The following is a 14,070-nucleotide window of genomic DNA, read 5'->3' as shown; positions in this document are numbered from 1 at the left end:
CATCCCGCCCTTGTCTCAGGTTTAGCGCTATCTATGCCGCAAATGCCGATGGTCGGCAACTGGCGTCTGTCCGCCATCCGTCGTAGACAGCCTGCATCATGACCGATGACACGACAGCGACGCCCTTCCGCATCCTGGGTCAGGACCGCCCCTCGCGGTGGCTGATCACCTGCGATCACGCCACGAACCGCGTGCCCTATTGGGTCGGCGGCGGCACCCTGGGCATCGCGCCCGCCGACATGGCCCGCCACATCGCCTACGACGTCGGCGCGGCCGGGCTGACCGAACGGCTGGCCGAACGGCTGGACGCGCCGGCGATCCTGTCCGATTTCTCGCGCCTGGTGATCGACCCGAACCGCGGAGAGGATGACCCCACCCTGCTGATGCGGCTCTATGACGGGACGGTGATCCCGACGAACCGCCTGGCGGACGCGGCCGAACGCCAGCGCCGGCTGGACCGGCTGCACCGCCCCTACCATGCCGCGCTGGCCCGGGTCGCGGCGCTGCACCCGGACCGCTGCATCTGCGCGGTCCACAGCTTTACGCCGCAGCTGCGGGGGCGCCCGCCTCGGCCGTGGCAGGTCGGCATCCTCTATTCGCATGCCGATCCGCGCCTTGGCCCCGCGATGGTCGCCGCCTGCCGCGATCAGGGCTGGATCACCGGTGAGAACCAGCCCTATGACGGGCATCTGGACGGCGACAGCGTCGATCGCCACGCCTTGCGCCACGGCCGCCCGAACATGCTGATCGAGGTCCGCAACGACCTGATCGCAACCCCCGAAGGCCAGCAGATCTGGGCCGACAGGCTGGCACCGGTGATCACGAAGGTGCTGGCCGACAGCAGGTTGTGACGCCGCCGGGGGGTGCGGGGGGCTGGCCCCCCGCCGTCGCGGGACGCAACTCAGACCCCGGTCTTCAGGCTCTCTTCCAGATAGATCTCGCGCAGGCGCGTGGCCACCGGGCCGACCGTGCCCGCGCCCACCCGCGCCCCGTCGATCGACACGACCGGCATCACGAAGGCCGAGGCCGAGGTGATGAACGCCTCGTCCGCCGCCTGCGCCTCGGCGATGGTGAAGCTGCGCTCCTCGACCTGCATCTGCGCCTCGCGGGCAAAGCGCAGCACCGCCGCGCGGGTGATGCCGTGCAGGATGTCGTGGCTCAGCTCGCGCGTGACGATGGTGTTGCCCGTGACGATATAGGCGTTGTTCGAGGTCCCCTCGGTCACGCGCCCGTCCTCGACCATCCACGCGTCATCCGCACCGCGCGCCTTGGCCTCCATCTTGGCCATGGACGGATAGAGAAGCTGCACTGTCTTGATGTCACGCCGACCCCACCGCAGGTCCTCGACGCTGACCACGTTCCAGCCGGTCCTGGCCGCGGGCGCGTCGGCCAGGCCGGGCTTCGATTGCGTGAACATCACCACCGTCGGCGCGGTGTCCGCGGGCGGATAGGCGAAATCCCGGTCGCCCGGATTGCCGCGGGTCACCTGCAGATAGACCAGCCCGTCGGTGATGGCGTTCCGCGCCACCAGCGCGCGGTGGGCGGCCAGATAGTCGTCATCCGACAGCGGATTGGCGATGGACAGCTCGGACAGCGACCGCTTCAGCCGGACCATGTGCCCGTCGAAATCGATCAGCCTGCCGCCCAGCACGCTGACCACCTCATAGACGCCGTCGGCCATCAGGAACCCCCGGTCAAAGACCGAGACCGTGGCCTGATCCTCGGGAAGATAGTCGCCATTCACATAGACCGTCCGCGTCATCGCTGCCTCCGTGCCGTCGCGTGTTCGGGCCCGGTCCTGCGCCCAAAGCCCCTGCGCGTCAAGAACCGCGCCCGATGCCGCATCGCGGAAAAACATCTTGCCGCAACCGCAGCGCAACTTTATTGCTTGTTGCGACGCAAATCTTTTCGAACTGGACCCTGCCATGAGCTTCCGCCAGCAACCCCTGCCGCCCGCGCGCCTGAACCGCTGCCAGCTGTTCGGTCCCGGCTCGCGCCCGGCGCTGTTTCCCAAGATGGCCGCCTCCGCCGCCGACGTGATCAACCTGGACCTGGAGGATTCGGTCGCGCCCGCCGACAAGGACCAGGCCCGCGCCAACATCATCGCGGCGATCAACGACGTCGACTGGGGCACCAAGACGCTGTCGGTGCGCATCAACGGGCTGGACACGCCCTTCTGGTACCGCGACGTGGTCGATCTTCTGGAACAGGCTGGTGATCGGCTGGACCAGATCATGATCCCCAAGGTGGGATGCGCGGCCGACATCTATGCCGTCGATGCGCTGGTCACCGCCATCGAACGCGCCAAGGGCCGTACCAAGCCGATCGCCTTCGAGGTCATCATCGAATCCGCCGCCGGCATCTGCCATGTCGAGGAGATCGCGGCCGCGTCCCCGCGCCTGCAGGCGATCAGCCTGGGGGCCGCCGATTTCGCGGCGTCCATGGGCATGGCCACCACCGGCATCGGCGGCACGCAGGAAAATTACTACATGATCCGGGACGGCCAGAAATACTGGCCCGATCCGTGGCACTGGGCCCAGACCGCCATCGTCGCGGCCTGCCGCACGCACGGGCTGCTGCCCGTGGACGGCCCCTTCGGCGACTTCAGCGACCCCGAGGGGTTCCGCGCCCAAGCCCTGCGCAGCGCCACATTGGGCATGGTCGGCAAATGGGCCATCCATCCCAGCCAGATCGCGCTGGCCAACGAGGTGTTCTCGCCCAGTGAGGCCGCCGTCACCGAGGCGCGCGAGATCCTGGCCGCGATGGAGAAGGCCAAGGCCGAAGGCGCCGGCGCCACCGTCTACAAGGGCCGCCTGGTCGACATTGCGTCGATCAAGCAGGCCGAGGTGACCCTGCGCCAGTCCGACCTGATCGGCGCCTGAAGACCCCCCGCGGGCCGGACCAGTGGAGGGGGACGGCCCGCACCACGAGGGAGGAGAGGCCCCGCGAGCGATCGCGGGGCCTTATCGCATGACCGCGGGTGAGGCCTGCCGATGGTCGGACCATGGACGGTCCCGGCCACTACAGCCATCCCGGTCAGCCGCCCTGAACCTTGCTTCCCTCGAACTCCAGCAGCACCGCCCACCGCGCATCCCGGTATGTCCGAAGGGTGACGCGACGCGCGCCGTCAACTGGCGCACCGGCCCGTGCGTCGCCTTAGCGGGCGTTACCGCGTGGCGGCGGAAGCGCAAGCGCAGCGCGGTTCCTCATTCGCAAGCATTGCTGCTTCTACAGCCATCCGGCCGATGCAGGTCCAAATTTGGCTTGCCAGGGACAAAATGACCCTCTGGGTTGCTCCCACCAACCAAACGCTGGAACAGTTCCGGTCCTCCGACGGGCCCGCCGTCGGCCACCTTGAAATATCGAGCACCGCCCTCCGCTGCCGCCGTCTGCGGTCCGTCGTCCACCATTGGATCTTGCACCACCCGATGCCGTGCATTCAAGCGGGCTCCAAGCCTCCAGTTCCGCCTCGACGATCAACGACGTTGGGCCATAGGATGCATTGACCACATGCGCTGGCCTGCCGATCAGGCCGACTGATCGATCCCGCGGATGGCATACCCCGGAAGGCTCGACAGCCAGAATGGCTGCAAGCTGTATCATGCAGTGCCCCGACGATTGCCGCGTAAGCCCATGAAGACGTGCAGACGCGGAATTAACATTGCAGGGAGACCCTACGCCGCTGCCCCGCAGCCAAGATGATCGGCGATCACGCGCGCCGCAGCTTCCTGAACGCGGCCGAGGCGCCCCAGCCGGCGATCACCGCCACCGCCAGCGACATCAGGCCATAGAGCAGCGGCTGGTCGAAGGCCAAACGGTACAGCCAGCGTTCCAGACCCACCTTGCGCACCTCGATCGCGGCGCCATAGGCGTCGATCACCGCCCCCTCGCGCAGCAGGAAGATGCGGGCGCGGTAATCGCCCTCGATCAGGTTGGCAGGAAGGCGGATGTCTGTGCGGAACAGCGTGTCCTCGACCAGGGTCACGGCCCCCTCCTCCATCCGGTAATGGCCGTTCTGCTGGCGCAGGCGCAGCAGGGCCTGGGTATAGGGCAGCGTATCCTCGACCTCGGGGGCGCCGGCAAAGGCGCGCAGCACCAGCGGCAGCGAGATGCGATAGCGGTTGTCCCAGTCCGGCGCCAGGATGTCGTCCAGGGGCCGCGTCGTCGCCACCGCATAGAAGCTGGGCGCGGCCCCCACATCGACGCGTTCGGTATTGACCCAGATGCCGAAGCGGCGGGCCTTCTGCCAGATGGTCAGCGGTTCGGACGGGGCCTCGATCGTCACGATCACGTCCAGGGGGCCGTCGGGAATCGGCGTCTCGCGCCGCACGGCGCCATAGATCAGGATGTCGCTGCCATCGAAGCTGGTCGTGATCGCCACGGCGCTGTTCGACAGGCCCGCCACCACCTGCTCCCCCCCCTGGTCGGCGGGGGCGACCGGATCTCCGCGCGGCGACCCCGGATCGGGGAACAGCGGCCAGACCTGGGGGGCGTCCACCGGGGGGATCAGGCCCGCATCAGGGTTGGCGGGCATGGTCGACCCGGCCCCCTGCGCCATCAGCGCGCCCGGCAGCAGCGCCAGCATCATCGCCAGGACGACCCCCCGCATCATTGCCCCCGCGTGGTGATGACGAACAGGTCGTCAGGTGTCAGGAACAGGTCCAGCGCCAGCTTGCCGCAGACCGCCAGCACCAGAAGCGCCAGCAGGATGCGTAGCTGCTCGGCCCGCAGGCGCGCGCCCAGCGTGGTGCCGATCTGCGCGCCGATGACACCCCCCACGATCAGCAGCACCGCCAGCATCACGTCGACCGTGTTGTAACTGACCGCGTGCATCAGCGTGGTGAAGGCGGTCACGAAGGTGATCTGGAACAGCGACGTTCCCACGACGACCTTGGTGGGCATGCCCAGCAGATAGATCATCGCGGGCACCATGATGAAGCCGCCGCCGACGCCCATGATCGCGGCAAGAACCCCCACCGCAACCCCGACCAGAAGGGGCGGAATGACGCTGATATAGAGGCCCGAGGCACGGAACTTGACCTTCAGCGGCCAGCGGTGGACCCACATGTGCTGGTGCAGGCGCCGCCGCCCCGTGGGATGGCGCGCGCGCAACAAGGCCCGCAGGCTCTCCTGCAGCATCATCGCGCCGATCAGGCCCAGGAAGACGACATAGCACAGCTGGACGACCAGCTCGACCTGGCCCAACTGCTGCAGGATGTTGAAGACCACGACCCCCAGGCCCGATCCGACCATGCCGCCGGCCAGCAGGACGCCCCCCATGCGGAAATCGACGGTCTTGCGCTTCATGTGCGCCAGCACGCCCGACACCGACGATGCGACCACCTGGTTCGCGCCGGTCGCCACCGCGATGGCGGGCGGGATGCCGATGAAGAACAGCAGTGGCGTGATCAGGAAGCCGCCACCGACGCCGAACAGGCCGGACATGACGCCCACCAGCCCGCCCAACCCCATCAGGGTGAAGGCGTTGACCGAGACTTCGGCGATGGGAAGAAAGATCTGCATCGCATCCCGGCCCGTTGCGCACCGTCCCACGATGCAACGCGGCGCGCCCGACGTCAAACCGCTTCCGCCCTGCGGCGCAGGAACGGGTTGAAGCAGAAAGCCGCCCCCGCTAAGCAGATCGGGTCACATCCGCGTGCGCAGGGGCGCGGTCAGCCGGAACAGGGGACAGGATGCGCATTCTCATCACCAATGACGACGGGATCAACGCCCCGGGCCTGGAGGTGCTGCACCAGATCGCCACCGAACTGGCCGGCCCGCACGGCGAGGTCTGGACCGTCGCGCCCGCGTTCGAGCAGTCGGGCGTGGGTCATTGCATCAGCTATACCCACCCCACCATGGTCGCCCGCCTGGCCGAACGCCGCTATGCCGCCGAGGGCAGCCCCGCCGACTGCGTGCTGGCGGCCCTGGGCGACATCGTGGGCGCGGCCCCCGACCTGGTGCTGTCGGGCGTCAACCGCGGCAACAATGCCGGAGAGAATGCCATGTATTCGGGCACCATCGGCGGCGCAATGGAAGCCGCGCTGCAGGGCCTGCCCGCGATCGCGCTGTCGCAGTACCTGGGCCCGCGCACCGCGGACCTTGCCGACCCCTTCGAAGGCGCGCGCACGCATGGCGCCGCGGTGATCCGCCGCCTTCTGGATCATGGCGACTGGTCGACGGATGCCGACTTCCGCCTGTTCTACAACGTGAACTTTCCGCCGGTCCCGGCCGCGGAGGTAAGGGGCCTACGCGTCGCACCCCAGGGCCAGCGCCAGGGATCGCGCTTTGCCGCCCAGCCCTACAGCGCGCCGAACGGGCGCCGGTTCATGTGGATCGCGGGCGGGTCGCAGCAGGCGCCGGCGCGCGACGGGACCGATGTGGCCGCCAACATGGAGGGGTTCGTCTCGGTCACGCCGATGCGGGCGGACCTGACCTGCCATGCGTCGCTGGACCGACTGGCGGCGGCGCTGGACGATCCGCTGGTACGGGCCGCCGAATGAGCGACGAGGACGACGACGCGGAACGCAAGATGCGGTTCGTCTTTCAGCTGCGGTCCCGCGGGGTGACCGATCCGCGGGTCATGGCCGCGATGGAGGGGATCGACCGCGGCCTGTTCGTGCGCGGCCAGTTCGCCGACCGCGCCTATGAGGACACCCCCCTGCCCATCCCCTGCGGCCAGACGATCAGCCAGCCCTCGGTCGTCGGCCTGATGACCCAGGCCCTGGACGTCGGTCCCCGGGACACCGTGCTGGAGGTCGGCACCGGTTCGGGATACCAGGCCGCGGTCCTGTCGGGACTGTGCCGGCGCGTCTACACCGTCGACCGCCACCGCCGCCTGGTCCATGAGGCCGAGGCGATCTTTCGCGAACTGGGCCTCTACAACATCATCGCGCAGGTGGCCGACGGATCGCGGGGCCTGCCCGACCAGGCCCCCTTCGACCGCATACTTGTGACCGCCGCGGCCGAGGATCCGCCCGGGCCCCTGTTGGCACAGCTGAAGATCGGCGGTATCATGGTGGTGCCTGTCGGACAGTCGGACGCGGTCCAGACCCTGATCCGCGTGACGCGGACCCAAGAGGGTTTCGATTACGACGAGTTGCGGCAGGTGCGGTTCGTTCCGCTGGTCGAGGGGTTGGGCCAGACATGACCCCCGGCCACCACCAGGCAGGCCGAGGACAGGACCATGACGAGACGTGATATTCGGACCGGCTGCGCCATGCTGGCCGTGCTGGCGCTGACGGCCTGCGGGTCGGACGGCAGTTTCGACCCCGACCTGCGCGGGCTGATCGGAGGCATGGACACCGCCCCGCGGCCGCAGCCGCGGCACCCCGTCCGGCGCCCGACGCGCGCGGCGTCATCAGCTTTTCCAGCGGCCAGGTCGCGGTCGCCCAGGCGGGCGACACGCCCGCATCGATCGCCGCGCGGCTTGGGCTGGATGCGGCGGCTTTGGCCGCCCATAACGCCCTGCCTGCCGACGCGCCCCTGCTGGCGGGTGCAGTCCTGGTCCTGCCGACGCAGGTCGCCGCCGGTGCGCCCGCGGGGGCCGCGACCGGTGGCGGCACGGCAATCGTGACCGACCCCTTTGCCGGCAGCGCCCCGGCCGGCCCCACGGCGCGACGCGCCGCCCCGGCCCCTGCCGCCGCTGCAAACCCGGGCGAGCATGTCGTCGCCGCCGGAGAGACGGCCTGGGCCATCGCCCGCCGCTATGACGTCAGCGTCCAGGATCTGGCCAACTGGAACGGCCTGCCGGGCGACATGAGCCTGCGGACCGGCCAGCGTCTTCTGGTGCCGCAGCCCGGCCAGAAACCTGACAGGCTGGCCACGACCGCCCCCGGCGCGGGCAGCCCGACCCCGACCCCGCCCTCGGCCACGCGTCCCCTGCCCGCCGAGGAGACGCCACCCGCGGGCGCCCCCGCGCCAGATACGCCCCAAACCGACCTGGGATCCACGCGGACCGCGGCATCGGGCGGCGGCCAGTTCCGCATGCCGGTCCAGGGGTCGATCATCCGGGTCTATGAAAAGGGCCAGAACGACGGGATCGACATCGCGGCCTCGGGCGGCACGGCGGTCACCGCGGCAGGCAGCGGCCAGGTGGCCGCGATCACCCGCGACAGCGCGGGCACGCCGATCATCGTGGTCCGCCACGAGGGCGATCTGATGAGCGTCTATACCAACCTGGGCGATGTCGCCGTCGCCAAGGGCGACAGCGTCAGCGCGGGACAATCCCTGGGCCAGGCGGGCGACGCGGGCTTCGTCCATTTCGAGATCCGCCGGGGGTTCGAAAGCGTCGACCCCGAGCGGTACCTGAACTGATCCCCGGACGGGGATCAGAGATGCGTCAGCCGTTCATCCAGCGCCGTGGCGATCTCGCGTCGCACCACGGCACGCAGGTTGCCCGAAAAGCGGGCGCCCATCTCTCCCTCCAGCTCCTCGCGGATCATCTCCTGCAGGTGGGGCGCGCATGGTCTTGTCGTCCATCATCTGCGCAACGGTCTGGGCAACGATCTGCGCGACCGGCAGATGCGACAGCGCGGCGGCATCGTCTGCCTGCGGACGGTCGGGACCGTCGCCCGCGGGCGCATGGGCCTGCGGCGCAGGGACGACATCGGCGGCCGCTGATCCGCGGACCTGCGCAGGACCGACAGCCGCATCCTGTGCGGATGCCTGGGCGGGCATCGCCGGCGGCAGCAGGCGCCACAGCAGCCAGTCGCCCCAGGCAGAGAGTAGCCGTGCGATGCGGGACCGGGGCGCCGCTGCGGCTGGGATGACCGCCGGTGCGACGGCAGGCGCCACGACCTCCTCGGTCGGGGCATCGGCGATGGGCGCCTCGACGACCGCGTCAGGCAGGGCCAGTGCCGCTGCCGTCCTGCCGCGGGCCTTGCCTGTTGTGCGCCGGGGCCGCGACGACGGAACGCCGTCGTCAGGCAGATCCGCGACCGCCCTGCGCAGATGCGGGGTCAGCTGGATGACCGAGGCCGTGCTGCCCGCCAGCATGCCCCGCGGGGTCGGATCCTGAGACAGGCGGTGCAGCATCGGGCGCGCGTCGCTGTGAGTCACGGGCTGACCGTCGATCATGTGCCGGATGCTTTGCATTTCGGCACGGATGCGGGCGATTTCCTGGGCGGCCTGACCGATCGGCTGATCCTGGGTCAGGACCGGCAGGGTGACGACCTGAGCGGGCTGCGCCGGCGCGACCTTGCGGGTGCGCGCGCGGGCGGGCTTGGCCTCAGGGTCGGCCTTGGCGCGGGGGGCCTTGGCACGGGCAGGCTTGGTGGCGGGGGCGGCCGCATCAGCCTTGGCGCTGCGGCGGCGCGGTGCGTTGGGCGCCGCAGCGGCCTTGGCGGCGCTGCGCCGCGGTGCGGGGGTGTCGGTCGCCGAATCCTCGACGGGGGTCATGCGGCGCGCCTCAGTCATGGCGCACCGCCGGGGCCGGATCAGTTCCGGCCGATGGCGCGCAGCACGCGGTCCAGGCTTTCGCCCTGCTTGCTGGTTGCGGGCGCGTCCCGCACAGCATTGTAATATTGCGATGGGTCATAGGTGGGTATCCCCAGTTGCAGGTTTTCTACCGTCAACAGACCCATAGCAGCCAGAAGTTGATAATGAGCTAACTGCAGGTTCGATTCCGCGGAAATCCGGTCGGCCCGCGCCTCCAGCAGCGATTGTTCGGCGTCCAGCACATCCAGCGTGGTCCGCGCCACCCAGCAGCGCCTCCTCGCGGACGCCGTCATAGGCCTGCTGCGCGGCCGAGATCTGCTGGTTGATCGCGGTGATCTGCGCGCGGGCGACGGCGATGTTCGCCCAGGTCTCTCCGACCTGCTGGCTGATCTGGCGCGCGGTATTCAGCAGCGCCGAACGCGCCTGGTCGCGCTGTGCCATCGCGCGGCGATGCGCGGCCGACAGGCGCCCGCCCGAATACAGCGTCTGGCTTAGTTCCAGCCCCACAGACGACGAATTGCGGCTGCCATAGCGGCCGCCCAGGCTGGCTTCGGGCGCGCGGGTCACGCCGACGCTGGCCGTGCCCGACAGGGTCGGGTTGCGTTCGGCGGCGGCGGCGGCCACGCCGATCTCGGCCGCGGCGGCCTGGCGTTGCGACTGGCCGATGGCGGGGTGGGTGCGCTGGGCGATCTGGCGTGCCTCGTCCAGGGTGGCGGGCAGGTTGGGCAGCGGCGGCGGCGCGTCCAGTCGACCCGGCTGGCGGCCGGTCACGGCCAGATAGGCCTCGCGCGCGATCTCCAGCTGGCCGTTGGCGGCAGCCAGCGCGGCACGGGTCGCCGCCAGCTGCGCATCGGCCAGCGCCACGTCGGTCACCGTGATCTCGCCCACGTCGAATCGGTCCTGCGCGGCCTGGCGCTCGCTGGACAGCACGTCGACCGAGTTTTCCTGCAGCCCGACCTGTTGGATAGCCTCGCGCACGTCGAAATAGGCGACGGTCGCGGCCAGCAGGATGTCCTGTTCGACCCCCACCAGCGCCTGTCGTGTGGCCAGAACCTGTTCCTTGGCCCCGTCGATGGCCAGCTGCGAGCGTCCGAAATCATAAAGCGTCAGCTGCGCGCCAAGGGACAGCGAGGTCGAGCGCACGGTCGTACCCCCCTCGGTCCGCGAGGCGGACTGGCGCGCGACCCATTCGACGACCGGGCGCAGAGCCGCGACGGAGGCCGCGACATCCTCGTCGGCGGCGCGCAGGACGGCGCGGTTCTGTTCGATCAGCGCCGAATGGCGATAGGCCGCCACCATGGTGTCGGCCAGCGATTCGGCGCGGGCGGGCAGTGCCGCGGCCAAGGCCAGCAGCGCACCCCCTGCAAACCGCGCAAGCGGGGTCACAGTGCGAACCCGCGTTGCAGGCCGAACCCGGGCAGCATCGGCGCCTTGGCGTTGAACGAATAGCGCCAGCTGAGCTGGCCGTTCTGCCGGGTGCCGATCCGGGCGACGCCCAGCGCGCCCTCGACAAACAGGGCGGCGACGCGGCCGCCCTCGCGCAGCTGCTCGACGATGGCGGCGGGGATGTCCTGGACCGCGCCCTCGATCAGGATCACGTCATAGGGCCCCTGCTTGGGCGCGCCTTCGGTCAGCGGGGCATGCAGGACGGCGACGTTGTCGATACCCGCCTCCGACAGGCGCTGTTCGGCCTCGGAGGCCAGTTCCGCGTCGTCCTCGATCGCGACGACGGCCTCGGCCATGCGCGCCATGACGGCGGCGGAGTAGCCATAGCCGCAGGCCAGGTCCAGGACCAGCTCGTCGGGCTGGATGTCCAGCGCGTCGACCATCTTGGCCAGGGTCCGCGGCTCCAGAAGGACGCGGCCGTGGCCGATGTCCAGGTTCTCGCCGGAATAGGCGACAGAGCGGCGGCTGGCGGGAACGAACTCCTCGCGCGGAATGGTCAGCATCGCGTCGATCACCGGGAAACTTGGTGACGTCACTGGTGCGCACCTGCGTATCCACCATCGTCGTGCGGCGCGCGGCGAAATCGCTCATGTCGGGGAACCTCTGCTGGACCTGTTTGGCCGACTATTGCCATGTTTCCCGCAGTTGGGCAACGCAGGACATCGGCCCCGCGCTTCGCGTCTTGCAAGGGTCGCGGCAATCCGCTAGGACACGGCCACTCTCGACGGCGGCGGGTTGGCGGAGAGGTTACGCACCGGATTGCAAATCCGTGAAGACCGGTTCGATTCCGGTACCCGCCTCCACCTCATCCTGACCGAGGGGACCTTCCTGCATGATCTATGACGCCACGACCCGCATCGCCGAGGCCGCGCTTTGCCTGCGCGCGCGGTTGGGCGGATCGCGGGCGCTGCGCGAGCGTCTGGTCTGCACGGGCGCGCCCGGCCCCGCCGCGATCTGGCTGCATGCCGCATCCGTCGGAGAGCTGACCTCGGCCCGCGTGGTGATCGAGGCATTGGCCGCGCGCCACCCCCTGACGGTCACCACCAACAGCGAGACGGGCCGCGCACTGGCGCAGGACTGGGGCCTGCCCGCGCGGCTGGCGCCTCTGGATCTGCCCGGCGCACTGGCCCGGTTCCTGGATGCCGCGCGCCCCGCGCTGGCGATCACCGTCGAGGGAGAGTTCTGGCCGCTGCGGTCGCGCCTGCTGGCCGAACGCGGCATCCGCCAGGCGATGATCGGCGCGCGCATGTCGGAACGGTCGGCGGGCACCTGGGCGCGGTTTCCGCGCATCATCGGGCCGATGCTGGGACGCGTCGCGGCCCTGTCGGCGCAGGATCAGGGCAGCGAGGCGCGCCTTTTGAACCTGGGCCTGCCGCATCGCGCGCTGCTGCCGCGGCTGGACCTCAAGCTGCTGGCCCCGGCGGCGCAGCCCGTGCCCCCGGACAGTGCGGCCCGCGACCGGGTGATCCTGGCGGCATCGACGCATGAGGGCGAGGACGGGCCAGTGCTGGACGCCTTTGCCGCGCTGCGTGATGCCCGGCCCGACCTGCGCCTGATCCTGGCGCCGCGCCATCCCGACCGGGGCGATGCCATCGCGGCACTGATCGCGACGCGCGGCCTGTCCTTCGCGCGCCGCAGCGTGGGCGCGGACGATGCGCCGCCGGGCGGCGTGCTGTTGGCCGACACCCTGGGAGAGATGGCGCGCTGGTACGCGCGCGCCGGGATCTGCATCATCGGCGGCAGCCTGCAGGACCATGGCGGCCACACCCCGTGGGAGCCTGCGGCCTATGGCTGCGCGCTGATCCACGGGCCCCATGTCGGCAACTTCGTCGAGGCCTTCGATGCGCTGGACGGGCACGGCGCGGCGCGACCCGCGGGCGATCTGGCGGCGACCCTGTCGCGGCTGACCGACATGCCCGACGAGGCCCGTGCGATGGGCCGCGCGGCGCGGGCCGTGCTGGTGGACCGGGCGGGCGATCCTGCGGCGCTGATCGCGCGGCTGGACGATCTTGCACGCGCCCCCGGCGGACCCGATATAGGGATCATCTGACAGGAGTTGTTGCGATGATCCGCTATGCCTTGCGCTGCGACCAGGGGCATGATTTCGACGGCTGGTTCCGGTCCTCGGACGGGTTCGAGGCGATGCGCGATGCGGGTCAGGTCGGCTGCGCGGTTTGCGGCGCGACCAAGGTCGACCGGGCGCTGATGGCCCCGGCGGTCAGCGACAAGACCCTGACCGCCCCCCGCAACCCGGCCGAGGCCGCCCTGCAGGCGCTGCGCCGCAAGATCGAGACCAGCTCCGACTATGTCGGCCTGTCCTTCGCCGAGGAGGCCCGCGCGATGCACGAGGGCACGCGGCCCGCCCGCGCCATCCATGGCGAGGCCCGCCCCGAGGATGCGCGCAAGCTGATCGAGGACGGCGTTCCCGTGGCCCCCCTGCCCTTCGTCCCGCGTCCCAAGACGAACTAGCGCCGCCCCTTGCGGTTCGCGCGCACCGCCCCTAAAAGCCCCGCCGACGCACATCCTTTGGCTGGAGGCCCTTGATGCCGCTTCTGGTAATGAAATTCGGCGGCACCTCGGTGGCCGATCTGGACCGGATCAAGAACGCCGCCCGCAAGGTGCAGCGCGAGGTCGAGCGGGGCTATGACGTGATCGTCATCGTCAGCGCCATGTCCGGCAAGACGAACGAACTGGTCGGATGGGTCGAACAGACCTCTCCGCTGTTCGACGCGCGCGAATACGACGCGGTGGTCAGTTCCGGAGAGAACGTGACCGCGGGCCTGATGTCCCTGACCCTGCAGGAGATGGGCGTGCCCGCACGCAGCTGGCAGGGCTGGCAGGTGCCGATCAACACGACCGCCGCCTATTCGGCCGCGCGCTTCGTGGACATCCCGCGCAAGAACCTGGACCAGAAGTTCGCCGAAGGCTTCAAGGTCGCCGTGGTCGCGGGCTTTCAGGGCCTGTCGCCCGAAGGCCGCATCACCACGCTTGGCCGCGGCGGATCGGACACGACCGCGGTGGCGTTCGCCGCCGCCTTCGATGCGGAACGCTGCGACATCTATACCGACGTGGACGGGGTCTATACCACCGATCCGCGCATCACGTCGCGCGCGCGCAAGCTGCCCCGCATCGCCTTCGAGGAGATGCTGGAGCTGGCATCCCTCGGCGCCAAGGTGCTGCAGACGC

General features: G+C 70.0%; 14 protein-coding genes, 1 tRNA gene and 2 pseudogenes. 9 read left to right on the top strand and 8 right to left on the bottom strand.

Going from position 1 to position 14,070, the window contains the following annotated elements; genetic code table 11:
- The first annotated feature begins 98 nt into the window (after positions 1-98).
- Positions 99-851: an N-formylglutamate amidohydrolase gene (locus tag F1642_RS00075; protein WP_194885135.1), complete on the top strand. Its 753-nt coding sequence runs from the start codon at positions 99-101 to the stop codon at positions 849-851.
- Positions 852-901: 50 nt separating this feature from the next.
- On the opposite strand, the gene F1642_RS00070 is transcribed toward F1642_RS00075, so the two are convergent.
- Positions 902-1,762 carry a D-amino-acid transaminase gene (locus F1642_RS00070; protein WP_194885448.1) on the bottom strand — a complete coding sequence of 287 codons (861 nt, stop codon included), beginning with the start codon at positions 1,760-1,762 and terminating at the stop codon, positions 902-904.
- Between the two features lie 163 nt (positions 1,763-1,925).
- Between F1642_RS00070 and F1642_RS00065 the strand changes: the two genes are divergently transcribed.
- Positions 1,926-2,882: an L-malyl-CoA/beta-methylmalyl-CoA lyase gene (locus F1642_RS00065; RefSeq protein ID WP_194885134.1), complete on the top strand. Its 957-nt coding sequence runs from the start codon at positions 1,926-1,928 to the stop codon at positions 2,880-2,882.
- Between the two features lie 827 nt (positions 2,883-3,709).
- Here F1642_RS00065 and F1642_RS00060 read toward each other — a convergent pair.
- Both F1642_RS00060 and F1642_RS00055 read right to left on the bottom strand, forming a co-directional pair.
- Positions 3,710-4,609 (bottom strand): TIGR02186 family protein, encoded by a 900-nt coding sequence (locus F1642_RS00060; protein WP_255522007.1) that lies wholly within the window; start codon positions 4,607-4,609, stop codon positions 3,710-3,712.
- On the bottom strand, positions 4,609-5,523 hold the full coding sequence (locus F1642_RS00055) for a sulfite exporter TauE/SafE family protein (RefSeq protein ID WP_045981483.1): 915 nt from the start codon (positions 5,521-5,523) through the stop codon (positions 4,609-4,611). The genes F1642_RS00060 and F1642_RS00055 overlap by 1 nt, the downstream gene beginning before the upstream one ends.
- A 170-nt stretch (positions 5,524-5,693) precedes the next feature.
- On the opposite strand from F1642_RS00055, the gene surE reads away from it, so the two are divergent.
- Positions 5,694-6,503 (top strand): 5'/3'-nucleotidase SurE, encoded by an 810-nt coding sequence (surE, locus tag F1642_RS00050; protein WP_139598859.1) that lies wholly within the window; start codon positions 5,694-5,696, stop codon positions 6,501-6,503.
- The gene (locus tag F1642_RS00045; RefSeq protein ID WP_045981481.1) at positions 6,500-7,150 is read left to right on the top strand and encodes a protein-L-isoaspartate(D-aspartate) O-methyltransferase; all 651 of its coding nucleotides are present in this window, start codon (positions 6,500-6,502) and stop codon (positions 7,148-7,150) included. Before surE ends, F1642_RS00045 begins: the two co-directional genes overlap by 4 nt.
- Here the strand turns inward: F1642_RS00045 and F1642_RS16145 are convergent.
- Entirely contained in the window at positions 7,090-7,461 is a 372-nt protein-coding gene (locus F1642_RS16145; RefSeq protein WP_370582725.1) for a hypothetical protein, read from the bottom strand. The two genes, F1642_RS00045 and F1642_RS16145, sit on opposite strands and share 61 nt — an antisense overlap.
- Here F1642_RS16145 and F1642_RS00040 point away from each other — a divergent pair.
- Complete coding sequence (locus F1642_RS00040; protein ID WP_370582724.1) at positions 7,450-8,316, top strand: peptidoglycan DD-metalloendopeptidase family protein; 867 nt, start codon at positions 7,450-7,452, stop codon at positions 8,314-8,316. The two genes, F1642_RS16145 and F1642_RS00040, sit on opposite strands and share 12 nt — an antisense overlap.
- Before the next feature lie 33 nt (positions 8,317-8,349).
- Here F1642_RS00040 and F1642_RS00035 read toward each other — a convergent pair whose 3' ends face one another.
- The 4 genes and pseudogenes from F1642_RS00035 to F1642_RS00025 all read right to left on the bottom strand — a co-directional run bounded on the left by F1642_RS00035 (position 8,350) and on the right by F1642_RS00025 (position 11,475).
- A complete protein-coding gene (locus F1642_RS00035) occupies positions 8,350-9,417 on the bottom strand; it encodes a hypothetical protein (protein ID WP_194885133.1) in 1,068 nt (355 codons plus the stop codon).
- Positions 9,418-9,437: 20 nt separating this feature from the next.
- A complete protein-coding gene (locus F1642_RS16140; RefSeq protein WP_370582723.1) occupies positions 9,438-9,731 on the bottom strand; it encodes a TolC family protein in 294 nt (97 codons plus the stop codon).
- A gap of 22 nt (positions 9,732-9,753) precedes the next feature.
- Positions 9,754-10,737, bottom strand: a pseudogene (locus F1642_RS00030) (TolC family protein); the annotation flags it as partial.
- A gap of 83 nt (positions 10,738-10,820) precedes the next feature.
- Positions 10,821-11,475: pseudogene (locus F1642_RS00025) on the bottom strand (protein-L-isoaspartate O-methyltransferase).
- Between the two features lie 138 nt (positions 11,476-11,613).
- Between F1642_RS00025 and F1642_RS00020 the strand changes: the two are divergent.
- From F1642_RS00020 to F1642_RS00005, 4 genes are all read left to right on the top strand, one after another.
- Positions 11,614-11,687: transfer RNA gene (locus F1642_RS00020), tRNA-Cys, on the top strand.
- Positions 11,688-11,716: 29 nt separating this feature from the next.
- Positions 11,717-12,934, top strand: coding sequence for a 3-deoxy-D-manno-octulosonic acid transferase (locus F1642_RS00015; RefSeq protein ID WP_194885132.1), 1,218 nt, complete (start codon positions 11,717-11,719; stop codon positions 12,932-12,934).
- A 14-nt stretch (positions 12,935-12,948) separates the two neighbouring features.
- Positions 12,949-13,353, top strand: coding sequence for a DUF1178 family protein (locus F1642_RS00010; RefSeq protein ID WP_045981475.1), 405 nt, complete (start codon positions 12,949-12,951; stop codon positions 13,351-13,353).
- A gap of 74 nt (positions 13,354-13,427) precedes the next feature.
- On the top strand, positions 13,428-14,070 hold a 643-nt coding region (locus F1642_RS00005; protein WP_194885131.1), incomplete at its 3' end, for an aspartate kinase.

The organism is Paracoccus sp. NBH48 (assembly GCF_015390265.1).
In the GTDB taxonomy this organism is placed as follows: Bacteria; Pseudomonadota; Alphaproteobacteria; order Rhodobacterales; family Rhodobacteraceae; genus Paracoccus; species Paracoccus marcusii.
The sequence above is the reverse complement of the archived record's forward strand: the minus strand, read 5'-3'. Positions and strand labels throughout refer to the sequence as shown.